This window comes from Ornithinimicrobium ciconiae (genome assembly GCF_007197575.1).
GTDB classification, from domain to species: domain Bacteria; phylum Actinomycetota; class Actinomycetes; order Actinomycetales; family Dermatophilaceae; genus Ornithinicoccus; species Ornithinicoccus ciconiae.
Genome location: NZ_CP041616.1, coordinates 3,937,319 through 3,963,505 on the forward strand (window position 1 = coordinate 3,937,319; position 26,187 = coordinate 3,963,505).

Below are 26,187 nucleotides of genomic sequence, written 5' to 3' on the forward strand. Positions count from 1 at the left end.
ACGCTCCTCGCGCCGCGCGCGTGAGTCCCACAGACTCAAGGGACCTGCGCCCGGAGGGAACGACCATGCATGACCACAACCACGACGTTGACGACAGCACCTTGCGCCCCAAGTCTGCGCGGATCGACGAGGAGACGCAGCGTCCCGCGGCCGCACGGGCGGCCGCTGAGGGGCGGACCGACGTCCTCTCGCCCGCCGACCTGCTCGGGCTGCAGCGCGTCGCCGGCAACGCGGGGGTGAGCACGGCCCTGGAGGAGGAGCGCTCACCCGTGCATGATGTGATCAATTCAGCGGGCCGCCCCCTGGACGAGCCGGTCCGCGCCGACATGGAGTCCCGCCTGGGCCATGACTTCAACGACGTGCGCGTGCATGACGACGGTGCTGCCCACTCATCTGCGGCGTCCGTGAACGCCCACGCCTACACCGTCGGGTCGCACGTGGTCTTTCAGCGCGACGCCTATGACCCCTCGAGCGCAGCCGGTCAACAGACTCTGGCCCACGAGCTCACCCACGTCGTGCAGCAGCGGTCCGGTCCCGTGGACGGCACCTCTGCCGGGGGCGGCATCGCGGTGAGCGACCCGAGCGACCGCTTCGAGCGGGAGGCCTCCGCCACCGCGGAACGGGTCATGGCTGGGCCGGCCCCGACACCCTCAGCCGTCCAGCGGTCCGCCGACGAGGCACCCCTCGGCATACAGCGCGAGGAAGGCGAGGAGGAGGAGCCGCTGCAGGCGATGTCCGTCCAGCGCGAGGAAGAACCCAGCCCCGAGGAAGAGGTTGAGGCGCCCGGCGGGTAATGGGGTCAGTCATCTCGTCAGCCAGCATCGACCTGAGACCCCATCGACCCGGCCGAACTCTCACAGTGGAAGGTGCGTGCGATGGTGCAGTCCCGGGATCCGCTCCTCGTGCCGGAGCGTGAACGTCCCCCTCCCCGCAGGCCGGTGACGAGCAACCCGGCCACGAGTGAGGGGCAGTCGGCGCTGAACGCGGGGTCGCTCACCCGGCTCCAGCGAGCAGCGGGGAATCAGGCGACGGCGCAGTTCCTGCAACGCCAGGAGTCCACGCTGACGTTCGACACACCGGAGGTTGTCACTGGCCACGTCACCACCTTGGGGCCGTCTGCAGCGGGTGGATCTGTCGCAACGCGGTGCGCGAACCTGGCGATCCAGTACGAGCGAACGATCAACCTGGCCAGGGACAATGCCGACACCGCGCTCCAGAACTTTGAGACCTATATGGCCTTCCCTGCAGAGGCCGAGGCAGAGGCCGACCTCATGGGAGTCGCCACCAAGTTCGCGCTGAAGGAAGGCTTCAAAGCACTGTGGGACTACGCCATCACACCGATCGCTGCCGTCCCGGGGGTCGACAAACTCGCTGACCTCATGTCCACCCTTGTGGAGGAGTGCGAGCGAGCAGACACGGCAGCCGGACGGATCAAAGTGCGCGAGTGGATCCTCGAGCAGCGGGGCCACTTCCAGTCATCCTTCGACCAGACACTGCGCGCCGTGGGCGACATGGGCATGAACTTCGAGCGCGGGTATGCCGCAGTGCTCCCCGAGGGCGAGGCTGCGTCGACCGGCATCGCAGAGACCGGCGGGCGTGCGGGCAGTCGGATCGCGGCAGGGGACCGCACTCTCGTGGGCCCTGGTGCGGAGTACCTGAACCGGATCTCGAAGGCGGTCGAGGACGGCATCGAGCACGTGCCCACCTGGCAGGCGCAGCTCCAGGACATGATCGAGCGTTGGGTCAGGCGAAGCGAGAACACGGTGGAGTCACGGGGTGGGGGCGACGTCTACATGGGCGGACGCATCTATCTGACCGTCAAGCTCCTGCGTCAGGACGGTGGCTACACCGTCACGCTGCCCACGACGGGACACCTTGCCTCCGCCGAGGCGAATCGCGTGGGGGACGCCTTGCGCAGACTCTTGGCCGAGACCGGCCAGAACGTCAACGACCTCGCGATCCTCAAGGTGCTCCGTGTCGAGGTCGAGGACGAGGTCTGGGGGTTCAACGAGACCTACCACACCGTCCTGCACTACCGAGATCCCGGCCACATCGAGCACCGGGGCGTCAACTTCGGCCCTCGGGTCACCTCCGAGTATCTCGCCAAGGCCAACCGGATCATCCCGGAGGCCCTGCAACAGTTCACGCTCTCCGCGATCGACGTCCGCAGCCTCAGCTCTGCGGTGGAGGCATGAGGAAGGTGCCCCACGGCATACCTCTGCCGGTCCCGTCAGGGCCACTGCGCGATGGGGCACGCAGTCGAGGCTCCGCCGTCTCATCGCTCGCTTCCCGTTGAGGCAACCAACCCTGCCCCCGGCTCCGTCCCCGCGGCCCTGTCGCGGTCCCGCAGACCGCAGCAGGCTAGCGGTCAACCATCGACGAAGGAGGGCCCATGCCTACCTACCTCTCCCCAGGTGTCTACGTGGAGGAGGTGCCATCCGGTTCCAAGCCTCTTGAGGGCGTGGGGACCGCAGTCGCCGCGTTCGTGGGCCTCTCCGCCCAGGGACCATTCAATGAGCCGACGTTGGTGAGCAACTGGACCCAGTTCACCTCCACCTTCGGCGGCTTCATCCCCGGCTCCTACCTGGCCACATCGGTCCAGGGCTACTTCCTCAACGGCGGCGGCAACTGCTATGTCGTGCGGATTGGCCAGGAGAACGGCAACGGCCGAGGTTCCTCCCGCTCCAAGGAGGCACCGCCCGAGCTCGCGCCGGGACCGCAGGCCCAGCTGGGACGGATCACCATCAGGGCGCTGGAGGCCGACGCAACCGACGGATCGCTCACTGTTGAGGTGGCCGATGCCGGCGGAGAGAGCCCCAGCGACGACATGTTCAAGCTCGTCGTCAAGCGGGACGGCAAGGTTGTTGAGGAGTATGATCGCACGACCCTGAAGTCCGGCAAGGCGAACGTGGCGACGGTGGTGAACGCCGCGTCGAAAACAATCACCATCGAGGACGCCGGCAGTGGCTCGCTCGCCCGCCCCGAGACGGGCGCGACCACCCTGGCCACACCCCCGCCACCGGCTGCAGTGCCGGCCAGTATCGACGCCGACGACTATGTCGGTGACGTTGCCGAACGCACCGGGTTCTCCGGTTTGGAGTCCATCGACGAGATCACCATGCTCGCCGTCCCGGACCTGATGAGCGCCTACCAGCAGGGCGTCATCGACTTGGAAGCCGTGCAGGCGGTCCAGTTGGGCATGATCGCGCACTGCGAGCTCATGGGAGACCGGATGGCCATCCTGGACCCGCCGCCCGGGTTGAACGCCCAGCAGATCAAGGAGTGGCGCGTCGAGGCCGCCGGTTACGACTCGCCCTACGCCACGCTTTACTGGCCCTGGATCAAGTCTCCCGACCCGATCACCGGGCAGATGACCTTCATGCCGCCCTCCGGCCACCTGGCCGGCATCTGGGGACGCAATGACGACACACGCGGGGTGCACAAGGCACCGGCCAACGAGGTGGTCCGCGGCGCCGTCAGCCTGGAGACCCAGATCACCCGGAACGAGCACGACCTGCTCAACCCCGTGGGCATCAACTGCATCCGCGCCTTCCCAGGGCAAGGCATCAGGGTCTGGGGCGCTCGCACCCTGTCCTCGGACCCGGAATGGCGTTACGTCAACATCCGGCGGCTGTTCAACTACCTGGAGGAGAGCATCCTCAACGGCACCAACTGGGCCGTCTTCGAGCCCAACGACCAGGCACTGTGGGCCAAGTTGCGCCGCACCATCAGCGCGTTCCTGGTCAACGAGTGGCGCAAGGGTGCCCTGTTCGGGTCCACCCCAGACGAGGCCTTCTTCGTCAAGTGCGACGAGGAGACCAACCCGGCCGAGGGCATCGACGCGGGCCAGGTGGTCTGCCTGGTCGGGGTCGCCCCGGTCAAGCCGGCGGAGTTCGTCATCTTCCGGCTCTCCCAGTTCTCCGGCGGCACCAGCCTGGTGTCGGAGTAGCCGGCCCGAGCACCCACCCAGCACCACGACATACGAGAGGTGACACACCATGCCATTGCCAGAGAATGACGCGGGCGTCGGCTACTCCTTCGGCCTGGAGGTCGACGGGATCCAGATCAAGCACATCACGGAGATCAGCGGCCTGAAGATGGAGCAGGACGTGGTCGAGCTCAAGCAGAACGACTCCAAGGGCAACTACGTCATCAAGAAGATCCCCGGCCGGTGGAAGGCGGGAGAGCTCACCGTGACCCGGCCGCTGAACGCGGACAACAGTTTCAAGGACTGGGTCAAGAACGCACAGCTCGGCAAGATGGGTGACGTGCGCAAGGGCGGTGCCGTCATCCTCTACGACTACGAGAACGCACCGGTTGCACGCTACAACTTCACCAACGCCTGGCCCAAGAGCCTGGAGATGAGCACCCTCAAGGCCGGCGACACCTCGGTGCTCACCGAGAAGCTCGTGATGACCTACGAGAAGCTCGAGGCTGAGTGATGCGCCGCTCGGCGGTCCTCCCGGCTCCTGCTGACGAGCGGCCCGCGGCCGGGGAGGACATCAGCGAGAGCCAGGAGAGCCGCCGGGCGCAGCGCGAGGAGTTCCGCACCGAGTTCTCCTTCGTCCTCCCGCGGGGTTACGTCGACGGCGAGGGGACGGTCCACCGCGACGGCGTGATGCGGCTGGCCACCGCCCGCGACGAACTGATCCCCCTGACGGACGACCGCGTGCGGGAGAACCCTGCCTGGTTGACCGTGGTGCTCCTGGGCCGGGTGGTGACCCGGATCGGGGGCATCGAGAACGTCCACGCCGAGATCATCCAGGAGCTGTTCGCCGCTGACCTGGCGTTCCTGCAGGACCTCTACCGGCGGATCAACCAGGAGGGCCACACCCGCGCCGCCGTGACCTGCCCGTCGTGCAAGGAGTCCTTCGAGGTGGATATCGCCGGTGGTCGCCTGGGGGAATCGTGACGTACGCGCCCCAGCGTCTCTACGAGGAGGTCGCGTACGTCGCCTACCACTTTCACTGGTCGCGGGAGGACATCCTCGACCTGGAGCATGCCGAGCGCCAGCGCTTCGTGACCGAGATCGGCAACCTCAACCGCCGGATCAACGAGGGAGGCTGAGCCATGGGCTGGTGGCCCAGCGGATGGCGCATCGGCGGCTCCTCCTCCCGGGCGGAAGGCAATGCCGATCGCTCGACCATGGCGTCGACACCACCAACCACCTCCTCCCACCCGCACGACTCGACCATCCCCGCCGCGCCACGGGACCCGGGATGGCGGGTGATGGTTCCCCTGCAACGCTCCTGGGAGCAGATCCAGCCAGTCGCTCCCCTGGATCGGTTCACCGGTGACCTTCGGTCACACCAGAACCCCAGCTTCCTCGGGCCACTGAGTCACCTCCGATCCCCGGACGGTCCGTCTGGCCGGGCCGAGGTGGTGGTGCGGGTGGGCACTCCGGTGCAGCGGATGGCCACGAGCGACCTGGTCGTCTCGCGAGGCCCCGAGACCTCCCGACCCGCGGCGGGCACCGACCGGCCGCAGCTGCAGCGTTTCGCCGCGCACCCGGACGACGCCACCACCACTGCGGCCACACCGGAGTTCTCCGAGCCCGGCACCACCCCTGTCGAGCGACCAGAAGTCACGGAATCCGCTCCGGCACCCGAGGTTGCAGGGCCACTCGCTCAAGAGCCCGCCGCAGAGCCAGGGCCCGCGTTAGCGTCTGAGCCGTCCCGTGACGAGCCGCAGGTCGGGGCGTCACAACTCCCCATGGCGGCACAGGTGCTTCCCTCGCCCGCACCCGGGACGGCGCAGGCCCCATCCACCGCCCCCCTCGGGCCGATACCCTCCGTGCAACGGGTGAGCACACTGGCGCCAACCCAACCCCTACCCGCGCTGGTCGTGCGTTCCGCGGTGCCCGTCGCGATCCGCCAGCCGGCACCACTGCAACGGACCTTTCCTGCCGTCCAGCCAATGGCCACCCCTGTCATCGAGTGGTCCGCATCCGAGCAGCGCACGCCCGCCCAGGGCGAGACAGCACTCACAGCGGGCGATCTCCCGGAACGTGCCACGCCAGAACCGGCAGAGCCAGAACCAGCGACTGCTGAGTTGCCGACTGCTGAGTTGCCGACTGCTGACTTGGCAGTCAAGGCGGTGAGCACCGACCCCGTGCCCACAGAATCGCCCGCCGCCGAACCCACCGCCCCAGCGCCACCCCTCCTCGAGCACTCACTACCTGCAGAGTCACCACTGCTGGGCGAATCGGGCGCCTCCCTGGTCACCAGCGCCCCACCCTCGCCCGGGGGGCAGGGGCTGCCACCTGGCCCGGTCCAACGGACGGGTGACCCCACGACACCGGGGTTGCCACTCGTAGAGGGCGGTGTACCCGCACCGCCGAGGTCGGCAGCGTCCACCGCGTCTCCGGATCGCCGGCGGGTGCAGATCGGTGAAACCATCCAACGCACAGAATCGTCCCCGACCGAGCCGTCTGCGCCGATCCGCTCCGTTGCGCCCCCGTCGACCGGTTCCCCTGAGTCGTCTGCACCGACCCGCTCCCCCGAGGCGCCCTCATCGACCGGTTCTCCCGTTACGTCTACGCCGGCCCGCTCCCCCGAGTTGCCCCCGTCGACCGACGGCTTCGGGCCGCCACCGTCGACCGGGGCCCCCGGGCTGCCTTCCCTCTCGTTGCCAGGGGTGTCCACCACGCAGGCCACCGGAGCCACGAGCCCTGCGACACCACGCACCACGGCGACCGGGCCCCCTCTCACGGTCAGCCGACAGGCCAGGGGCACCGACCCCGCTGACGCCCCGCCGCCAGCAGACGAACCACCGACGCGGCCCTCCCCAGCGTCGGTATCCGTCGTTGAGGCTCCCCTGACCAGCCAGTCCAGCACGGCCGCCATCCCGAGCGCACCGGGCCACCCCACTCCCACCACCCCTCAGCCGACGCGAACCGGCCCAGAACTCACGGTCAGCCGCCACAGCACAGCCTCTCGCGCTGAGGCTGCGGCGTCCCCCGAACCGCGTGCGGTCCACAGCCCTCCTGCCGACGTACCTGTCGTGCCCGTCGTGCCAACGAGGCCCGGGGAGGCACCGGACTCCGAAGGCACTGAGGAGGGTCCGCTCACCGGTGACGCGAAGGCGCTGCCGCAGCACCTGGCCCCCGCAGACGCCGTTGACCTGCCGGCTGCCCCGACTGCACTTCCCCAGGGCACGCGTCCAGAACTCGTGGTGAGCCGGCAGACGAGCACCGGTGACGAGCCCTCAGCTGCAGCACCACTGACTGCGCCGTTCTCGTGGCCCGCCGCTGTCGAGACGTCCCAAGAGACCGTCGCGACGTCACCGTCGTCCCAACGACAGGACGCCACCTCGGCCACCAGCCCGTCACCGGTCGCGACGCCGAGCGAGAGTCCCGCACCATCCCAGGCACCGCTCACCGGTCAACACCCGCTGGTGTCGAGGCAGACCGATCCGGCGAGCGACGGAGCCCCCACCTCAACACCGGCCACCTCCCCCCGCTCAGTCCCCGCCCCCAGCGAGGCTGCAGGACCACTGCGGGTGAGCCGCCAGACTCAGCCGAGTCCGGGCACCGGCGCCGCGATACCGCCCGGACACACCCGCCCACCGGTCGATCCCGACTCAGCGCTTGCACCCACGCTTCCTGTGCAGACCAGGTCCGTGGCTGACGCCCCGCTGTCCCACGCTGGTCTGCCGGTGGTCACCGCCCCGGAGGCGACCGCGCCAGCACCGACCACCACTGACGACGGGCCACAGCTGACGGTCAGTCGGGCCCAGGGTGTCAACGAGCCGAGCGCTTCCACAGGAACAGACTGGGTCAACGAGCCCAGCGCCCCCACAGGAATGGCCTGGGTCGACGTGCCCCTCACGGGGCTGGTCCCTCCTCTGGCCGGGCCACCCACGGGCACCGGCTCCTCCTCGCTCAGCACCCCACCGCTGGCACCGCTGCCAACCCCGGCTGGAGCGACACACCCCGCAACCGCGGGGCCGACAGTCAGCAGACTGGGCACCGTCGCCACCGACCGTCCACCGGTCCGGCGAGGATCACTCCACATCGGAGCACCGGTGCAGACCTGGACACCTGCCGGGTCCGCCCAGCCGCTCACTACTCGCTCAGCACCCGGCCCGGTGCCGCTGCAGCGGATCTTTTCCGCCCCGGACCAGCCCGCCAGCACGCCGCTGACCGCCTTCGCGGGCGCGGACACCTCGACCGGACCGGTCCGTCGACTCCTCGCCGGCCCACCGGTTGTCGCGTCCCCGCTCGCCACGTCCGCAGTCTCGGGACCTGCGGCCGGAGCCCACGGCATACAGACGACAGAAACCAGCACCCCGCTGCCGGTGCAGCGCGCCAGCGCCAGCCGCCCCGGCCCTGCCGGTGGGGACTCCGTGCCCGGTGGGGACCACCCCGCCGGCGGCTTCACTGAGCTGGTGATCCAGCGCCAGTCGGAGGGCGACGCCCCGGTGCAGGAGAGTCCTGCGCCACCCACCGGTGGCACGACCGAGTCGGCCACCGGTGCACCGCAGGCGCCTTCCGCGCCGATGGTCCTGCCGTCCGGACGGGACCTGGATGAGCTGGCCGAGCGTCTCTACGAGCCGCTGAGCGCACGGCTGCGGGCGGAGCTGTGGCTCGACCGGGAACGGTCCGGGCTGATGGTCGATCTGCGGCGATGAGGAGGCAGTCATGGAAGAGCCTGACGCTGGAGTCACCACGTGCTGGGCGGTGGAGATCGGGCGGCTGAACCTGGGGTCGTGGATTAGTTGCGACGGTCTGGGCATCGAGCTGGTGATGGAGCAGCGGGAGGAGGGCGGCAACAACGGCTTCGTCTGGCAGCTGCCCACCCGGGTGAAGTACTCCAACATCAAGCTGTCCCGGCCGATCTGTTCGGAGACCAGCGCCGTCGTCGACTGGCTCACCGGCGTCGTCCGCAAGGCCGAGCCGCAGACCGCCCGCATCCGGGCCCTCACCGCTGAGGGGAAGGCGGTCGCGGTGTGGAACCTCCAAGGGGTCATCCCGGTCCGGTGGACCGGCCCCAGCATGTCCGCGGAGTCGCCCAAGACAGCCACCGAGACGGTCGAACTGGCCCATCACGGCTTCACCGTCGGAAAGGAGTGACCATGTCTTCATCCATGGCACTGGTCGTCACCGGCTCCGGCAAGGAGTCACCTCCCACCCCACTGCAAGATGCCCAGCAGGGACCTGCCAAGGACGCCACCCGGTCCCAGATGGAGCGGGCCCGACTGGTCATCTACGAGCTGCAACCGGCACCCAACGAGACCGACGCCAAGGTCGGGCCAAAGCTGGACGAGATCAACTTCCAGTTCAACCCCAAGGAGGTGAGCATCCAGAAGCAGGCCAAGTGGGAGCGCAAGCCGGCCACCGGCGCCAAGAAGGCCGGACCGCCGCAGTTCACCGGCGCCGAGCCATGCAAGCTGACCCTGGAGATGTTCCTGGATGCGACCGCCGCGCACGACACCAGTGTGGTCACCACGGTGGAGAAGCTGTTTGCCTGCTGCGCACCGACCGAGAAGAGCAGCGACAAGGAGAAGCCCTCCCCGCCGCTGGTCGCCCTGCACTGGGGCAAGGTCACCAGCTTCGCCGCGTTCGTCACCTCGGTCAGCGCCAAGTACTCCCTGTTCAGTAGTGACGGCACCCCCATCCGGGCGCTGTGCCAGGTGTCCCTCGAGGAGATGCCGGTCCTGGCCTGGCGGCAGAACCCGACCTCGGGCGGGCTGGCGGTGCGCCGTGCCCACCAGCTCGTCGACGGGGACACCCTGGCATCCGTGGCGTATGCCGAGTACGGAGACCCCGCTCTGTGGCGACCACTGGCCGCCTTCAACGGGATCGACGACCCGCTCCGGCTGCGCCGCGGCACCCGGCTGCTGCTGCCGACCCTGGACGAGCTGGGGGTGGGCTGAGCCATGCCGATCAGCAGCACCTGCCAGGTCCACGTCGACGGCAGTCCCCTGCCCGCGGACATCGCCGGCCTGCTCACCGACGCCTGTGTCGATGACAGCCAGAGACTGCCCGACATGTTCACCCTCCGGTTCCGGGACATCGGCCGCACCGTCATCGCCAAGAGCGGGGCGGTGATCGGCGCCACGGTGAAGATCTCCGTGCAGACCGCCGCCGCGAGCTCGCCCGTCCCGCTCATGGTCGGCGAGGTCACTGCGATCGAGGCGGAGTTCGACTCAGCCGGCACCTTCACCGTGATCCGCGGCTACGACCCGGCACACCGCCTCTTCCACGGCCGCAGGACCCAGGCCTTCACCCAGGTCACTGCCACCGACGTCATCACAAAGGTCGTGCAGAGCGCCGGGCTGCGGACCGGCAGTCTCGCCACCACCAAAACGGTCTATGAGCAGGTCTCCCAGGCCGGGCAGACCGACTGGGAGTTCCTGGAGTCGCTGGCCCGCGAGGAGGGGATGGACCTGTGGGTCCGGGAGGGGAAGGTGAACTTCGCTGCGCCGGAACGAGCCTCAGCCGCACCGGCAGCAGGTGGGCGCGGCACCCGGGTGCCGCTGGCGATCCGGCTGGGCACCGAGCTGGTCCGGCTGCGCGCGGTCATCAGCTCTGCCCAGCAGGTCAAGGAGGTGGAGGTCCGCGGATGGGACGTCAGCACCAAGAAGGAGTTGAAGTCCGTGGCACCGGCCGAGACGGACACGGTGAAACTGCCCGATGTCAACGCCAAGAAGCTCGCCGCCACGTTCGGCAACAAGACCTACGTGTCCACGGAGGTGCCTTTCGGCGCCCAGGCCGAGGTGGACGGGGCGGCCAAGTCCCTGGCCCGGGAGGTGGCCGGCAGCTTCGCCTCCGTCGAGGGAGTGGTCCACGGCAACCCCGACCTGTGCGCCAACAGTGCCATCACCCTCGACGGACTCGGCGGCCCGTTCGACGGCAAGTACACCGTCACCTCCACGCGCCACCGGTTTGATCCCGCCCACGGCTACCTGACGACCTTCACGGTGTCCGGTCGCAACGACCGCACCATGCTCGGACTGGCCGCCTCCGGGAGCAGCACGGCCGGTCCGGTCGGTCCGGTCGTCGCAGTCGTCACCGACGTCAATGACCCCGACAAACTCGGTCGGGTCAAGGTCAAGATGCCGTGGCTGGACGACGACTACGTCTCGCCCTGGGCACGCACCGTCCACCCCGGTGCCGGCAAGGACCGCGGGTGGGTGGTCCTGCCCGAGGTGGGTGATGAGGTGCTGGTCGACTTTGAGCAGGGCAGTGTCCGCCGCCCGTACGTGCTCGGTGGCCTGCACAACGGCGTCGACACGCCCCCGAGCAAGGGACCCGCACTGGTCGACGGCGCCAAGGGTGCCGTGAACCGGAGAACCATGGTCTCCCGGCGCGGACACCGCATCGACCTGCTGGACGAACAGGGCCGGGCCGACGGGGTCACCGTGCAGACCGCGGACGACAAACTCATCCTCAACCTCGACGCCGTCGCCACCACCATCACCCTGCACAGCGACGGCACCGTCCAGATCGAGGGCACCAAGGGCATCGTGGTCGACGCAGCAAGCGCCAACCTGGACCTCAAGGGCGGCAAGATCACGATTGCCGGTCAGCAGGGGATCGAGATCAAGAGCACCGCCGGCAACGTCTCCGTCCAGTCCAGTGCTCAGCTGGAGCTGAAAGGCATCACCACCAAGCTCGAGGGCAGCGCCATGACCGAGGTCAAGGGCGGGGCGACGTGCGCCATCTCCGGGGGGCTGGTGCGCATCAACTAGAACCACGCAGCCGACGGAGCCAGCACCAGGGCGACGCACGCGCGCCAGCGTCCGCGACCACACGACATACCAGAGGAGATGGCGACCATGCCACCAGCAGCCAGGGTCAGCGACCCGACCGGGCACCCGGGCGTCATCGGACCGCCGGGGGTGCCGACGGTGCTGATCGGCGGCTTGCCGGCAGCCACCGTCAGCACGGCTCACATCTGCTCCTTCCCCGGCGTGCCGCCACACCCACCCAGCGTGATTCTCCCGCCGGGCTGCCCCACCGTGCTGATCGGAGGACTGCCCGCGGCACGAATGGGAGACATGTCTGCGTGCGGCGCCCCCATCGTCATGGGCTGCCCCACGGTGCTGATCGGAGGATGAGCGTGGTGACCAGTTATCCCGACAGGGGCATCGACTTCATCGGCGCCGGCTGGTCCTTCCCACTAGGGGTGGACGCGACGGGCCGGATCGCGCTGGTGACCCGTGACCGGGAGATCCAGGAGTCGCTGCGGCTGATCCTGGGCACTGCTCCCGGGGAGCGACCGATGCGCCCGGAGTTCGGCTGCCGGATCCACGAGCACGTCTTCGGGCCAGCCAACTCCACCACCGCGGCCATGGTGGGACTCGACGTCCGCGAGGCGATCGAGCGGTGGGAGCCCCGTGTCGACCTGCTCGATGTCGGGGTCAGTTTCGACTCGCACGCCGAGGGCACCATGTATGTCGACATCGGCTACACGCTGCGCGGTGACAACGACCCGCGCAACCTCGTCTTCCCGTTCTACGTGATCCCTGACAGCCATGAGGACCGCTCCCCGAGCGGCCCCGAGCAGGAATAGGTGGTGACCGTGGCCCTTCCCGCACCCGACCTGGACGACCGCCGCTTCCAGCAGCTGGTGGACGACGCCAAGCGCCTCGTCCAGCAACGCTGCCCCGAGTGGACCGACCACAACGTCTCCGACCCCGGGGTGACGCTGATCGAGGCCTTTGCCCAGATGGTCGACCAGCTCATCTACCGACTCAACCGGGTGCCGGACCGCAACTATGTGAAGTTCCTGGAGATGATCGGCGTCGAGCTGCGCTCGGCCTCCGCCGCCCGGGGAGCAGTGACTTTCTGGCTGTCAGCGCCGCAGCCTCAGCCCGTGCTGGTGCGGGCGGGCTCGGAGGTCGCGACCCCACGCACCGATGTGCAGGAGGCCCTGGTGTTCACCACCCTGCGCGAACTGTCGATCGTGCCGTGCACGTTCGCGCACTCCGCGGTGCGCCCCACCGGGGAGCAGCCCAGCGACACCACCCGGTCCCTGGACAGTGAGCAGGGGTTCACCTGTTTCGCCAGCTCCCCCCAGGTCGGTGACGAGTTGCTGGTCGGACTCTCCGACGCGGTCCCGTCCTGCGCGGTGCTCTTGCGACTGGACTGCACCGTGGCCGGTATGGGCGTCGACCCGCGTCGTCCCCCGCTGGCCTGGGAAGCCTGGGACGGCACCGACTGGGTGCCCTGCCAGGTGGACAGCGACGGGACCGGCGGCCTGAACCGACCGGGAGACATCGTGCTGCACGTCCCTGACGGCCACCAGGCCTCGGTCATCGCACGGCACCGGGCCGGCTGGCTGCGTTGCCGACTCCTCGAGGCCGAGCCCGACCAGCCCACCTACACCGCCAGCCCCCGGATCATGGCTGTGGAGGCCTCCACGGTGGGCGGCACCACGGGTTATGTGCACGCTGAGATTGTGGGGCGGGAGGAGGTCGGGCGCTCCGACGGCACACCCGGGCAGCGGATGCTGCTCAGCCGTCGACCCGTCGTGGCCTCGGAGGCGACCCTGCGGCTCGAGGTCGTCACCGACACCGGGACCCAGGAGTGGGAGCAGGTGGCCCACTTCGCCGCCTCCGGTCCTGAGGATCGGCACTTCCGTCTGGACGCCTATGCCGGGGAGGTCCAGTTCGGGCCCGGGGTCCGCCAGCCCGATGGCGGGCTGCGCTACTACGGTGCCGTCCCTCCCCGAAGCGCCACCGTGCGCGTGCACGGCTATCGGTGCGGGGGCGGACGGCGGGGCAATATCGCCACCGGTCAGATCCGGGTCCTGAAGTCCAGCGTGCCGTATGTCGCACGGGTCGAGAACCGCTCCGCCGCCGTCGGCGGGGCCGACCCGGAGACCCTCGAGGATGCCAAGGTGCGCGGCCCGATGCTGCTGCGCTCCCGCGGCCGGGCAGTAACTGCCGAGGACTTTGAGGAGCTGGCACGCGAGGTCGCCCCGGACGTCGCCCGCGCCCAATGCGTCACCATCCTCACGCCGGAGGAGGCCGGGGGTGTCCGCCTCCTTGTCGTCCCGCACGTGCCCAGCGACCCGGTCGGTCGCATCGAGCGGGCTGAGCTGGACCCGCCGGAGTCCCTGCTGCAACGGATCAGCACCAGCCTGGAGGCCCGGCGGCTGATCGGGACCCGCATCATGGTCACCCCACCGGACTATGTATGGGTGACTGCCGTGGTCAGTGTCTCGGCACGCCCCCAGCATGACCCTCAGGAGGTCCGCACCGCTGTCCTGCGAGCGCTGTACCACCACTTCCACCCCTTGACGGGCGGGCCGGACGGGACCGGATGGCCGCTGGGCCGGCACGTGCAGTCGCACGAGCTGCACGCCACTCTCGCGCACGTGGAGGGAGTCGATATGGCCGAGGAGATCAGCGTGTCCCTGTTCCCGGCAGAGGCCGGCACCGGCCGCCGCGAAAAGGCCGTGCAGCGGGTCGATCTGGGGCCGACGTCGCTGGTCTACTCCTTCGAGCACCAGGTCCGGGTGCGCTGATGCGTGGCACCGTCGAGGGTCTAACCACCCCACACCCGCTGGCCGAACTGCTCCCCGGGCTCTACAGCCAGGACACGCTGGCGCAGGCCCTGTGCAGCAGCCTCGATGAGGTCCTCGCCCCTGTCATCGGCACGCTGGACAACCTCCCGGCCTATCTGGACCTGGCCACCACCCCGGACGACCTCGTCCCGTGGTTGTCGCGGTGGGTCGGTATGCCGGTCCAGGCCCCGATGCCCGTCGAACGGTTGCGCGACCTTCTGCAGTCCGCGGTGGACCTGCAGGGGTGGATCGGCACCACGCGCGGCGTGCAGCTCTCGCTCGAGGCGCTGTTCGGAGCCACGACCGTGGTCGAGGAGTCGGGCGGGTCCGACTGGTCCCTGGACCCGCACGCCCCGCTGCCCGGCGACCGGGTGCCCTCCGTCACGGTGCGCGTGAGCGAGGGCACCGGCACCCCCCTGGACGCCGACCGTGTGGAAACCGTCGTCGCCGCGGTCACGCCCGCGCACGTGCTGTGCCGCGTGGAACTGGTGACGTAGGGGGCGGTGGTGCGTCCCCACCGAGGAACTCTCGGACCCGGCCATGCTCGGCAAGGGTCGCCTGCGCTGCGGTGTGGTCACCCAGCGCTCGTTGAAGGCGCGCGAGCAGCAGCCACGCGGTGTCACGCATCGGGTCGAGCTGCACCACCCGCTGCGCCTGCCACACCCCCACATCAGCTCGATCCTGCTCCAAGCACATCGCCGCCGCAGATGCCAGGGCCCCAGCCACACTGAGCCGCAACCGATCTCGCTCATCGACCACCCACTCAGCCTCACCAACCTCGGGGAGCAGATCACCGCGATAGAGGTCGATGAGCTCGACCGCCCGGTCCCCGACCTCGGCCACCTCGCCGGCGCGGGTGGCGCGCACCAGGGCGGTGACCGCTGCTTCGGCCAGCTGCACGTCCACCGTCACCCCGGGAAGTTCGAGCCGGTAGGCATCGCCGTGTCGTCGCAGAGCTGTGGGATCAACCCCACGGTCCTCCAGGAGCCGTCTGATGCTGGAGACCGCGACCTGCAGCCGGTGGGTGCCGGCGTCCAGCCGCGCCCCCGGCCACAGACTCTCGATGAGCCGCTCCCGGTGCACATCTGCACCGTGGTGCATCGCTAGCAGCATCAGGAGCAAGCGGGCCCGCGGGCGCAACGGCGAGAGGTCGATCTCCGTGCCGTGATCGAGTCGGAACCCGCCCAGGCACCGCACCGAGGGTGCGGGTGGGCCGTCGGCGCCGGCACCCTGTTGGCCACGGGTGTGGTGCACGACGAACCGACACGTCGCCAGGACGCTGGCGACATCGGCCAGCCCGCCCTGCCGGTCCGGTCCAGACCGCATCGCCGTCGGCGCGACGGCCCCCTCGGCCGCGGTCACCGCGACGGTCAGGGCGTGCACCCACAACCCCAGCACCGGTGCTCCCAGCTCTGCGGACGACTCGGCCGCCCGGTCCAGGTGACGGTGCGCCTCGGCATACTCCCCCCGGCGCGCCAGGGCCACGGCCGTGATGGAGCGGATCACGAGCTCACCCCACGCATCGCCGTCCCGCTGGCAGGCGCTGATGGCGCTGCGACAGGCATCGATACGCCAGGACTCCCCAGCCGTCTCCAGGACCAGGCAGGCCTGCAGCCCCCGGGCCACCCGCGCGAGCCACGGATAGCCCTCGACGTCGGCCGTCAGGCTCAGATCCTCCAGCGTGGCGCAGCAACGTTCTCGTTGGCCGGGGACGCCCACCTCGACCAGGGCGCCGAGGATGCCCGCCGCCAGCCATGGCCAGGTCCCGACAGCCAGCACCGGATAGCAGCGGTCCAGCTCGTCCCGGGCCTCGGGCACCCGTCCGGCGAACAGGTGCGCCACCGCCGACACCAGGCCCCACTCGGCGTCCGCACCCTCTGGCGGCTGAGGTGCCCGCGCGGCACGGGTCAGCGCACGCACCGCCCCCAGCGGCGTGCGGATGACGTCCACCGGTGGCATGCGTTGCCCCAACCAGGCCGACGCAAGCAGTCGCTCGTGGGCGCAGTATGCCGCCAGGTCGGGGTCGTCGGCCGCAGCCTCCACCAGGCGCAGCGCGACGAGGGCGTCCTCGATCGAGCCCTGGCGCAGCAAGCGCCGGGTCCGCGCCACCGCCAGCCAGGGGTCGTTCTGCTCAGCGGGCGGCAGGACGCCCGCGGCCAGCTCCCCGACATCACGGTCCGCGACCCCGAGTCGCTCACGCACCACCCGCGCCGCCGCGCCCCAGTCCCCGGCGCGCTTGTAGGCCCGCAACGCCTCGCTGTGGTGGCCCGACCGTTCGAGCAGCTGGGCAGCGCGGGCGTGCAGCGCCGTGACCTCTCCCGCTGGCACCTCGTCCTCCAGCGCGACCTCCAGGTGGTCCCTGAGCACCTGGTGGTAGCGGTAGGTCAGGCCCTCGTCGGGGGTCGTCGTGAACAGCTGCTGGGTCGTGAGATCCCGCAACACCTCGGCGCTGCCGGTCCGCCCCAGGAGCTCGTCGCACAGGGGTCCGTCCAGGACACCCAGCGGCGCCGTGCGCACCAGGAACTGGCGGCGTTCGGCGGTGAGCCCGTCGAGCACCGTGCGGGTCAGGTAGGAGCGGATCAGCCGAGAGCGTCCGTTGAGCCGGACGACCTCTGCCTCCCGCTCGAGGTGGGTCTGGCCACGGACGGACAGGTGAAAGAGCTGCAGGGCCGCCGCGAGACCTCCGACCCGACGGCAGAGCAGGGCCGCGGTCTCCGGGCTGAGCGGTTCGCGATAGATAGTGCGAAACAGGTCCTCGACCTCCCAGGAGCGGAATCTCAGGTCATCGCCCGAGAGCTCGACGAGGGCACCTGAGGCCAACATCCGGCTCGTGTTGAAGGACGGAGGTCGGCGCGTGCCGAGCAGGATCCGCACGGAGGCCGGTCTCAGCAGCAGGAAGCGCTCGAGGGCGGCCTCGGCGCCGGTGCCGGCGATCTCGTGCAGGTCGTCGATGACCAGCAAGGGACACCCAGGGCCGGGTCCGTCACCGAGGGCGGTGAGCAGGCCGTCGATGCCCTCCTCCGGGGGACAGTCGGCGCGATGGCCCAGGAGCGCCCGGGACAGATAGCCCACCAACGCGGTTTCCTCGCGATCCTCGCCACCGGCGGTGTACCACGCTGCGGCAGGCGTCGCGGCAGCGACCCTGCCGAGCAGCGTGGTCTTTCCCGCACCGGGTGGAGCCACGACGAGGCCGGTGACCGGCGCGTCCGGCCCGAGAAGGACGTCCTCCAGTCGTCCCCGGGCCAGGCCGACCGGCGTGGGCCGTTGGGTCCTGAAGGGCACCGTCCCCGCACGCGCACCCGGGGTATCCGCCGCCGAACTCCTCACGCTTGGGCTCGGGGCGGTGGCCCCGGTCACGGGGACCAGTCCGGTTCGGCGACTGCGGCGTCCTGCGCGAAGCCGTCCGCGAGACCGTCGCCGTCGGAGTCGATGAGCAACGGGTTCGTGCCGGTCGCCAGCTCCCAGGCGTCGGAGAGCCCGTCACCGTCGGTGTCAGCGGAGTGCGGGTCCAGGCCGGTGCGCGTCTCATAGGCGTCGGAGAGCCCGTCAGCATCGGTGTCGAGGAATCCGTCGCGGACGTTCTCGGCGAACTCGCCCCGGCCCACGACACCCGCGACGCCCTGCAGGGAACCCGGGTCGGTCCCGTCCTGCAGTTCCTGGGTGTCGGAGATCCCGTCGCCATCCGTGTCCGCGCTCAACGGGTCGGTCTTGGAGACCATGGCCTCGTAGCCGTCGGACAACCCGTCCCCGTCGGTGTCCGGATTCATGGGATCGGTGCCGGCCAGCGCCTCGAACGCGTCCGTGAGCCCGTCGCCGTCCGAGTCTCGGGACTGGTCTGGCGGCAACCCTGCGTCGATGAGGTCGTAGCCGGTCCCAGGGGGGGCCACTGGCTGCGGGGTGAACGGAGCAGGTGCTGGTCCGGTGGGTGGCACTACGGCCTCAGCAAGCTCCGATACCACGCCCGCATGGGTGAACCGGGTCCCGGCGTCCATGACAGCCACCCCCGTGCCCGGTGTCGTCTCGACCGTGCGACCGTCACCGAGGCTGATCGCGACATGCGCCCCCGGCGGACGAGGACCACCGCTGGGCTCGTAGGGGAAGTAGAAGAGCAGGGCGCCCTTGGTATGCAGCGCCTCCTCCACGGAGATCGTCGCGGAGTGTGCCTTGAGTTCGAGGTACTGCCCCTGCGCGGTCCTGGGGATGTCGACGCCGACCTGCTCAGCGGCCCACTGGGTGAGCTTGGAGCAGTCGAACTGCGTCGGGTCGGGCCCCTCGGCGTCGGTGCCGAAGACATAGGGGTCACCGAACTGGTCCATCGCGGCGTCCACGAACCCGTCGACGGCACTGGTGGGAGTGGCCCAGGCGGTCCCGCTGGGGTCCGCAGCCAGCGGCGTCGGCACGGCCGACGCCGCGCCCGGGTGGTAGGTCACGCTGGTCACTGCTGGCCCCATCGTCGACGGTGGCGCCGGAGACATCGGGAGGGGCACACCGCCTGGGGGAACTCCCGGACTCAGGCTCGGTGGCGTGCTCGTCACCGGGCCGGGGGCGGGCGCTGGAGCGTGGACACCCTCCCCCGCGTCCTGCTGCAGGGGGTCCGTCCCATAGCTGACCTCAGCCGCGTCGGTGAGCCCGTCCGCGTCGGTGTCTGCCCGCGTCGGGTCAGTGCCGTAGAGATGCTCCATGGCGTCCGAGAGCCCGTCACTGTCGGTGTCGGGCGAGGTCGGATCGCTGCGCAGCACCCCGACCTCGAACGCATCGCTGAGACCGTCCCCGTCAGTGTCGGCGACGGTGGGGTCGGAGCCGGCGGCGACCTCCAGGGCATCGACCAGGCCGTCACCGTCGGTGTCAGTCTGCCGGGTCCCGGTCATCCAGGCCGTCGTGGCATCCTGCTGCGTGTGCTGGACCGCCTGGCCCGCCACATAGGGGGCGGTGGGTTCAGGAGCAGGGCCGGTGGGTGCGGGGGCGTCATAACCGGACACCCCGGACCAGTCGCCCTGCACCCCGACCGTCGCCTCCACGTCGTCCAGGTAGGTGCGGTAGTCGTGGGCGGTCCCGCGGTTGGACTCGTGCGTGGTGGTCCAGGGTCGCATGTCGATGCCGCCGCGCGAGATCTCGTAGGCGGCTTGTGCGTTCACTCGTGGGTCCGCAAGGTCACCCCAGGAGTTGCCCCGGACCGTGGGGTCGATATTGACCTGCCACAGTCCGCGCGAGTCCTCTCCCTGACTGTTGACAGCGTCGACCCGGCCACCGGACTCCGCCAGGGCGATGGCAGTCCAGCTGGTCGCCTGGCTCGGGGTGAAGCCCGCCCCCAGGGCAACCTGGTAGATCTCTTCGATGGAGTACGTCGCCATGGCAGATTCCTCGCAGCCCGTGGCTCTCAGCGGTAACACCCATCCTAGGGAGTCGGACCTGCCCGCGGCTAGGGGTTTGCAGATTACGGTCCTGCAACGGTCACCTGCACGCTCCCGGAGGCTCGGGGTCGGCCCGACGACTGTTGGGGTCGACCCCGGTCCTCATCAACCTCAGAGACCGAGATCGACCTCCAGGACCTCGTCGGCCCGGTCGAGCGTGACGGCGGTGCCATTCTCAGCCACGCCCACGGCCTGGATGGTCTCGCCCGCCGGGAGGGTCCCCTCGTCGAGCGCTAGCACCAGCAGGGGTGAGCCATCAAAGAGAGTCCCGACCAGGGTCGCGTCGGGCTCGACCCACTGCTGGGCGTCGCCGCCCAGTTGGAGCCGCAGGCCGGTCACGTCGTCGGTCGGCTCCCAGCCGGGCACGAGGACCACCTGGCCGTCGCCGATGCCACCGACGACCGCGCTGTCGCCGTCAAGGTCGCGATCGGGGATCAACGCGAACTCCCCGGGGCCGACGAACAGCTGCAGACCGTCGGGTGTGCCACTCACCTGCACCTGCGCCCCGTCGACCTCGATGGTGCGCGCGCCCGTCTCCACCCAGGACTGCAGGTTGTGCTGCTTTCCGCCAAGTGTGTAGCTGATCTGCGGCGGGCTGATCGCAAGGGTCCGCTCGGGGTCCGCAGCGAGGACGACGGTGTGTTTCCCGACGGTGCCCTGAGCGAGTTCCACCGTGGCGGACGTCGTCGCGGACAGGCTCGCTCCCGGCGGCAGGACGCCCACTGAGGTGGGCACGACGTCGCGGGGTGCGGGAGCCGGATCACCCGCCCGGGGGGACACCTCGGTGCCCGGCATCCAGCCGGTGTAGCCGGCACCGGAGCGCAGCGTGGCGACATGGACGTTCCCGACGAGCTGGTCTGTCGGTCGTGCGTCGGTGCCCCACAGCCCGCGCGCCTCGTCGACCATGACGACGGCACGGGTGTCACCAGCCGTCAGGACGGTGCTGGACACCGGCGCGCCGCTGGCGGCGTGGGCTGCGTCCTCGCCGAACCAGTACATCTCCTCCAGGCCCGGCTCGGCGCCAGGGATGAACTCGGCGCTGGCGTACCAGAGCTCGACCCCGTCGACGATGAAGTCACCGCCCTGCCCCCACTCCGAACCCGGACTCCACAGCAGCTGCTCACCGGAGCTGCCGACGGGTGACTCCCACACGGCCACGGCGAGGTTGCCCGACCGATAGATCATCACGTCCCCGGGGCCGTCCTCGGCCGGGATCGGGTCGAGCTGCTCACCATCCTTGGTCAGGACCAGTGCCGGGCGGGTGTCGCCCTCTGCGCTGACCAGGTCCCCCTGCCAGTGGACGCGACCGACCTCACTGGGGTGCGGCTCGTTGTCCAGGACCCGGACGTCAACGCCGTCCTGCCAACTCACCGAGGCTGGTGCGACGGCGTCGGGATCGGTGAAAGGACTCAGTGGTCCGGCCACCCAGAGACCACCGGCCAGCGCGACTGCAGCGACCCCACCACCGACGGCTGACGCGCGGCGCCGCCGCACCTTCCGCCGACCTGCAGCGATCACCGCTGACGGCTCGAGGGACATGTGCGGTGCGAACTCGGCCGCCCTGTCGAGCAGGTCGAGGCTCTCGTGGGATGTGGTGTCGTCGTGACGCTCAGACATGAGTTGGTTCTCCTTCATTCAGAGCGACGCGCAGCGCCGCCAGTCCACGCGAGGTGGAGCTCTTGACCGTGCCGACCGAGACGCCGAGCGTTGCTGCGGCCTCCTTCTCGGACACGTCGAAGTAGTGCCGCAGGACCACGCACTCACGCTCGCGGCGAGGCAGGGTCTCAAGAGCACGGATCAGGTCCAGGCCCAGATCGACGCGATCACCCGGGCCTGGCAGGGCACCCGAGCGGCGTTCTGGCACGTCCCCGGTGAGCACTTCGCGGCGACCCTTGCGCCACCGGTCGGTATTGAGGTTGACCAGGACACGCCTGGCATAGCCGACCGGGTTGTCAAGTCGTGCCCGACGCCAGCTGACATAGACCCGCGCCAGCGCCTCCTGCACCAGCTCCTCGGCGACGTGCGGGTCGCCGGAGAGCATCCAAGCCGAGGTCAGCAGCCGTGGAGAAGCCCCGTTGACAAAGTCAACGAACTCCGCCTCGTGCTTCCTGTTCACAACTCTCCTCGACTCAGGTCAGCCCACTCGCGGTGGACTCCTCCCTCCAACGGTGCAGCGGGGCGAAAGGTTGAGCGAGGAGGTGGTTCACTCCTGCTCGGCAGTCAGTCGCACGGCCTGTGCCACCACATCCACCAGCTGACCGGTGCGCTCGAAGGTCGCCCGTTGCCGCTCCGAGCCCGTCCCTTCGGTGCGGATCGTGTCTAGGGCGGCGGTCACGCGGGTCAGGTCGCCTGAGGCCTCGAGCGCCGGGCGCAGTCGGTCCAGCAGCGACTCCAGCACGTCCCAGGCAGCGAGTGGACGGGAGGTCAGGGGATCCAGCAGGTCTGCGGTCATGCCCTGGCGACTCGCCTGGAAGGTCGCCAGGGTGAGCAGGTGGGTGGGGGTCTGCGGTGCCGGTTCGCCGGATGCCCACTCGCGGGCAGCGGTCTCGACCATCGCCCGCGCAAGCGCCGCCACCAGCACGGTGTCCGCGAGACGGGAGCAGGCATCGGTCGTGCGGATCTCGACCGTTGGGTAGTGATGGGACAGGCGAGCGTCGAAGTAGAGCATGCCCTCATCCAGCAGCACCCCGGTGGCGGTCATCTCGCGCACCAGCTGACGGTATGCCGTCAGCGAGCCGAACAACGGCGTCGGCCCTCCGGAGGGCCAGGCCCCCATCATCTGGCTGCGCCAGCTGTGAAATCCGGTGTCCTCGCCGTGGGCGAAGGGTGAGTTCGTGCTCAGCGCCAGGAGCACCGGCAGCCAGCCGCGGATCCGGTCCAGGACACCGACGCCCTCCTCCGCCGAGTCGATGGCCACGTGCACGTGCAGACCGCAGCTGAGCTGTTGCCGGGCGATCCGCTGATACTGCTGCTGGATCCAGGCGTAGCGTTCCCCTGCCGTCGGGGTGGGTCCGGTGCCAACCGGCAGCGGAGAACTGGCCAGCGCCGCGATCCGGCAGTCCGCCCGGCGGGCGGCCTCGCTGGCCTTGCCTCGCCAGTGACGGACCTGGTCCTCCAGCTCCGACATGTCGCTGACCGGTGGCGTCTGTGTCTCGAGCTGTTCCTGCTGGAACTCGCCCTCGACCGCACCGGCCACCCCGTGGGCGGAGACCCCGGGACCGTCGAGCGCGGCCCGCAGCAGCACTTGACCCTGCACCGACCTGGGCCGTCCGTCCCGGATGTCGACCAGGAGCAGCTCCTCCTCCACGCCAACGGTTCTCATGGGTGAAGTCTGGGCCAGCACCTGAGGCATCGCATCCCCGGGCGAGGGTCAGCGTCCCGCGAATCCCGACTCGTAGGCCAGCACGACGACCTGCACCCGGTCCCGCAGACCGAGCTTGCCCAGGATGTGGCTGACGTGAGCCTTGACCGTCGTCTCGCCCAGGAACAGCTCCGCACCGATCTCGGCGTTGGAGAGTCCGCGGGCAATGCCGGAGACCACGTCCAACTCCCGCTCGGTGAGGTCCGCGAGCGCCGGAGGCACACCCTCCGTCTGGGGCGGGGTGCGCACATAGGCCTCAACAAGTCGCTGGGTCACGGTGGGCGCGAAGAGGAGCGACCCCTCATGCACCTCACGCACCGCACTGACGATCTCGTCAGGCTGCGCGGACTTGAGCAGAAACCCGGAGGCTCCTGCCCGTAGCGCCCCGTAGACGTACTCGTCCAGGTCGAACATGGTCAGCATCAGCACCTTGGCACGCAGGCCCGCGGCCACGATGCGGTTAACCCCCTCGATGCCGTCGACGCCTGGCATCTGGATGTCCATCAACACGAGATCCGCGTCGAGCGCCTGGGCGGTGCGGGCCGCCTGAGCCCCGTCCGAGGCTTCCCCGACCACGGTGAAGTCCTCCTGAGCGGCCAGCACCGACCGCAATCCGGCACGCAGGAGCGCCTGGTCGTCGGCCAGGACGATGCGGATCATGTCGGCACGACCGGCTGCTCGGCGGGGTGGGGCGGGAAGCTTGCCCTCAGCTCGAAGCCGAAGTCGGTGGCACCGGCGCTGACCTCACCGCGTCGCTCACCGACCAGCTCACGCAACCCGCGCAGCCCCAGACCCAGTCCCAAGGAAGTTGTCACGGCCCCATCCTGCCTGGTCGCCGGGCGGGGCGGTCCGTTGCTCACGACGACGAGGACCCGTGCCGGGATCACGCTGACCTCCACCACGATGTCGCTCCCAGGGGCGTGCCTGGCCGCGTTGGCCAGGCCCTCACGGACCACTCGCAGCAGCAGCACGACGTCCTCCGGTGCGGGCTGGGTGCGCAGATCGAGCGAGGTGCTGACCGTGGCTCCGGCACGACGAGCAGCAGTCACCAGGGGGGCAATCGCCTCGGAGATGTCCCCTGTGCTGCGAGAGTGGGCGCGTTCTTCCTCCCCTGCCGTGCCGTATGCCGGGGACGTCCCCGCTGTAGTAGCGGGCAGGTGGCCCGGTCCCGTGCCATAGATCGCGCGGTCCCCCGCAGACCGGATGTCCCGCAGCTCGGTGCCTGCCTCGCGAGCGATGTCGACGATGGCGTCCAAAGCGGCTCGTGCGCCCTGCGGGTCACGCTCTCGCAACACCTTGGCCGCGTTCGCCTGCATCATCATCGTCCCGACGGCGTGGCTCGCCGCATCGTGCAGGTCACGCGCCAGGCCCAGACGCTCCCGGGACACCGCCGCCCGCTCGGCCGCCTCGATCTCCTGCTGCCGGAGCTGGGCCAGTCCCAGGTGGGCAGCCTCCTCCGCGTGGTGTCCGGACCAGACGGCCCCTGCTCCGAACGGCAGAGCACCCATCGCCAGATAGATCGGCAGGTAGTAGGGAGTGTCGATGAAGACGAGAAAGCCGACTGTCATCGTGAAGGCGAACCAGGCCGCGAGCGCCAGCCGTGTGCCGGTGTGCCCGGCGGACCAGGCCAGGGCGATCACCACGACCATCAGCCAGACGCCGTCCCGTCCCAGCTCCGCGGGTTCGACGAGGGCACCCAGGATCAGCACTGCCGCAGCCATCCAGGGCACCACCTCCGGGAACCGGTCCCGCAGCACGACCGCCACCATCAGCGGAGCCACGACCAGCACGAGGAAGGCGGCGCTGGGTAGGGCTGGCGCCACAGTCCCTTCCAGTGCCGACATCACGAACGGTGTCGCGAAGACGTCAACCAGGACGAGCAGCGCCGGCCACCCGTTGAGCAGTGTCTGTCGCCAGGTCTGCTCGTCGGCCGCAGTGGCCGGTGGTCCCTCGGCGGGGACCGGGAGAGCTGGTCGGTCCGGCCCGTCGGAGGGTTCCTCACGCAACAGGACCAGCAGTGCTCGGAGCCGCTGAGTGGCCTCCTCACCCTTGCGGTGGATCGCAGTGATGGTCGCGGCATCGAGGGAGGCGCGCGCGGCAGCTGCTGACACTCTCATCTGTCCGACCGCGCGTCCGATGACCTCGAAGGCCGACGCCGCCACCTCGTCACGCTCTGCTGCGGCGGCCTGACGGCCCTGCACCTCTGGGTCGAGGTTGGCCAGCCGGAGTGCGTCCGCGGCTGCCTGCTGACGGCGGGCGTCTCGCGCCCGGACACGGGCGCCGAACCACCAGGGGAGAAGCAGGAGCAGCCCACCGAAGATGATGTCCTGGGCGTCCCACCGGGCCGGGATGGCCGTCGCTGCGCCCAGGGCCGGGACCGCCAGGACGCTCCAGGGTGGCGGCACCAGGTAGCCGACCATGACGAGCACGATGAACAGCGGCCCCAGCGGTGCTGGGTCCTCGGTGCCGATCCCCAGCAACCCCAGCACCACGAGCGCCCCAGAGGTGAGCACCACCCCGGGCCAGGGCCATCGCGTCGCGATCCAGGTGGTCACCCCGAACACTGCGGCCAGTCCGACACACACCAGCTCACGGTGCGGCCAGGCCACTGACAGCAGCCCCCACACCCACGCGAAGCTCGCGGCGGTCATCCACCACGAGGCTCGGGTCGGCAGGCGGTGCATGCACTTCTCCTAGGTCAGGATGTGACGGGCGGCCACTGAGATGCAGCGTAGGTGAGGCAGGCGCCCGCGCAGCACCATCCTGGGTCGGTGTCAGGTCATCCCTGGGACGGTCCCGATCAGGACCCCGGTCCACGTCGACCTCGCCCAGTGGCACGGCCAAACACCGGGCGACGCGCAGGCTCGACGGTCGGGTCACTACAGTGTCCTGAACCCGA

At 69.9% G+C, this 26,187-nt stretch carries 22 protein-coding genes; 14 read left to right on the top strand and 8 right to left on the bottom strand.

The window, feature by feature from the left end; all coding sequences use genetic code 11:
* Positions 1-65: 65 nt before the first annotated feature.
* The 10 genes from FNH13_RS18225 to FNH13_RS18265 all read left to right on the top strand — a co-directional run bounded on the left by FNH13_RS18225 (position 66) and on the right by FNH13_RS18265 (position 11,694).
* On the top strand, positions 66-794 hold the full coding sequence (locus tag FNH13_RS18225; RefSeq protein WP_143784737.1) for an eCIS core domain-containing protein: 729 nt from the start codon (positions 66-68) through the stop codon (positions 792-794).
* Positions 795-875: 81 nt separating this feature from the next.
* Positions 876-2,195 carry a hypothetical protein gene (locus tag FNH13_RS18230; RefSeq protein WP_143784738.1) on the top strand — a complete coding sequence of 440 codons (1,320 nt, stop codon included), beginning with the start codon at positions 876-878 and terminating at the stop codon, positions 2,193-2,195.
* A 197-nt stretch (positions 2,196-2,392) separates the two neighbouring features.
* A complete protein-coding gene (locus FNH13_RS18235; protein WP_143784739.1) occupies positions 2,393-3,949 on the top strand; it encodes a phage tail sheath family protein in 1,557 nt (518 codons plus the stop codon).
* A gap of 49 nt (positions 3,950-3,998) precedes the next feature.
* Complete coding sequence (locus tag FNH13_RS18240) at positions 3,999-4,442, top strand: phage tail protein (protein WP_143784740.1); 444 nt, start codon at positions 3,999-4,001, stop codon at positions 4,440-4,442.
* On the top strand, positions 4,442-4,912 hold the full coding sequence (locus tag FNH13_RS18245) for a hypothetical protein (RefSeq protein WP_143784741.1): 471 nt from the start codon (positions 4,442-4,444) through the stop codon (positions 4,910-4,912). The genes FNH13_RS18240 and FNH13_RS18245 overlap by 1 nt, the downstream gene beginning before the upstream one ends.
* On the top strand, positions 4,909-5,067 hold the full coding sequence (locus FNH13_RS19160; protein WP_165700178.1) for a DUF6760 family protein: 159 nt from the start codon (positions 4,909-4,911) through the stop codon (positions 5,065-5,067). Before FNH13_RS18245 ends, FNH13_RS19160 begins: the two co-directional genes overlap by 4 nt.
* Positions 5,068-7,620: 2,553 nt before the next feature.
* The gene (locus tag FNH13_RS18250) at positions 7,621-8,631 is read left to right on the top strand and encodes a hypothetical protein (RefSeq protein ID WP_143784742.1); all 1,011 of its coding nucleotides are present in this window, start codon (positions 7,621-7,623) and stop codon (positions 8,629-8,631) included.
* A 10-nt stretch (positions 8,632-8,641) separates the two neighbouring features.
* Positions 8,642-9,073 carry a phage tail protein gene (locus FNH13_RS18255; protein ID WP_143784743.1) on the top strand — a complete coding sequence of 144 codons (432 nt, stop codon included), beginning with the start codon at positions 8,642-8,644 and terminating at the stop codon, positions 9,071-9,073.
* A gap of 2 nt (positions 9,074-9,075) precedes the next feature.
* Positions 9,076-9,876 carry a CIS tube protein gene (locus tag FNH13_RS18260; protein ID WP_143784744.1) on the top strand — a complete coding sequence of 267 codons (801 nt, stop codon included), beginning with the start codon at positions 9,076-9,078 and terminating at the stop codon, positions 9,874-9,876.
* 3 nt (positions 9,877-9,879) lie between these two features.
* Positions 9,880-11,694, top strand: coding sequence for a VgrG-related protein (locus FNH13_RS18265; RefSeq protein WP_143784745.1), 1,815 nt, complete (start codon positions 9,880-9,882; stop codon positions 11,692-11,694).
* On the opposite strand, the gene FNH13_RS19665 is transcribed toward FNH13_RS18265, so the two are convergent.
* On the bottom strand, positions 11,691-11,891 hold the full coding sequence (locus FNH13_RS19665) for a hypothetical protein (RefSeq protein WP_228266751.1): 201 nt from the start codon (positions 11,889-11,891) through the stop codon (positions 11,691-11,693). The two genes, FNH13_RS18265 and FNH13_RS19665, sit on opposite strands and share 4 nt — an antisense overlap.
* Here FNH13_RS19665 and FNH13_RS18270 point away from each other — a divergent pair.
* From FNH13_RS18270 to FNH13_RS18285, 4 genes are read left to right on the top strand one after another with little or no spacing between them, the layout of a single operon-like run.
* On the top strand, positions 11,854-12,063 hold the full coding sequence (locus FNH13_RS18270) for a PAAR domain-containing protein (RefSeq protein WP_229576642.1): 210 nt from the start codon (positions 11,854-11,856) through the stop codon (positions 12,061-12,063). The two genes, FNH13_RS19665 and FNH13_RS18270, sit on opposite strands and share 38 nt — an antisense overlap.
* Positions 12,060-12,518, top strand: coding sequence for a GPW/gp25 family protein (locus tag FNH13_RS18275; protein ID WP_143784748.1), 459 nt, complete (start codon positions 12,060-12,062; stop codon positions 12,516-12,518). Before FNH13_RS18270 ends, FNH13_RS18275 begins: the two co-directional genes overlap by 4 nt.
* 9 nt (positions 12,519-12,527) lie before the next feature.
* Positions 12,528-14,477 carry a putative baseplate assembly protein gene (locus tag FNH13_RS18280; RefSeq protein ID WP_143784749.1) on the top strand — a complete coding sequence of 650 codons (1,950 nt, stop codon included), beginning with the start codon at positions 12,528-12,530 and terminating at the stop codon, positions 14,475-14,477.
* Positions 14,477-15,013 carry a phage tail protein gene (locus FNH13_RS18285; protein ID WP_143784751.1) on the top strand — a complete coding sequence of 179 codons (537 nt, stop codon included), beginning with the start codon at positions 14,477-14,479 and terminating at the stop codon, positions 15,011-15,013. Before FNH13_RS18280 ends, FNH13_RS18285 begins: the two co-directional genes overlap by 1 nt.
* Here the strand turns inward: FNH13_RS18285 and FNH13_RS18290 are convergent.
* The 7 genes from FNH13_RS18290 to FNH13_RS18320 all read right to left on the bottom strand — a co-directional run bounded on the left by FNH13_RS18290 (position 14,970) and on the right by FNH13_RS18320 (position 25,972).
* Positions 14,970-17,798 (bottom strand): BTAD domain-containing putative transcriptional regulator, encoded by a 2,829-nt coding sequence (locus tag FNH13_RS18290; protein ID WP_143784752.1) that lies wholly within the window; start codon positions 17,796-17,798, stop codon positions 14,970-14,972. The genes FNH13_RS18285 and FNH13_RS18290 overlap by 44 nt on opposite strands.
* A gap of 71 nt (positions 17,799-17,869) precedes the next feature.
* Complete coding sequence (locus tag FNH13_RS19880) at positions 17,870-19,867, bottom strand: NlpC/P60 family protein (protein ID WP_143784753.1); 1,998 nt, start codon at positions 19,865-19,867, stop codon at positions 17,870-17,872.
* Between the two features lie 171 nt (positions 19,868-20,038).
* Positions 20,039-21,544: a hypothetical protein gene (locus tag FNH13_RS18300; protein WP_143784755.1), complete on the bottom strand. Its 1,506-nt coding sequence runs from the start codon at positions 21,542-21,544 to the stop codon at positions 20,039-20,041.
* Positions 21,537-22,043, bottom strand: a complete 507-nt coding sequence (locus FNH13_RS18305; RefSeq protein WP_143784757.1) for a SigE family RNA polymerase sigma factor — start codon at positions 22,041-22,043, stop codon at positions 21,537-21,539. Before FNH13_RS18305 ends, FNH13_RS18300 begins: the two co-directional genes overlap by 8 nt.
* A gap of 87 nt (positions 22,044-22,130) precedes the next feature.
* Positions 22,131-23,249 (bottom strand): carboxylate-amine ligase, encoded by a 1,119-nt coding sequence (locus tag FNH13_RS18310; RefSeq protein WP_143784759.1) that lies wholly within the window; start codon positions 23,247-23,249, stop codon positions 22,131-22,133.
* A 48-nt stretch (positions 23,250-23,297) separates the two neighbouring features.
* Entirely contained in the window at positions 23,298-23,948 is a 651-nt protein-coding gene (locus FNH13_RS18315; RefSeq protein ID WP_143784761.1) for a response regulator, read from the bottom strand.
* Positions 23,945-25,972: a sensor histidine kinase gene (locus tag FNH13_RS18320; RefSeq protein WP_143784763.1), complete on the bottom strand. Its 2,028-nt coding sequence runs from the start codon at positions 25,970-25,972 to the stop codon at positions 23,945-23,947. Before FNH13_RS18320 ends, FNH13_RS18315 begins: the two co-directional genes overlap by 4 nt.
* Positions 25,973-26,187: the final 215 nt, after the last annotated feature.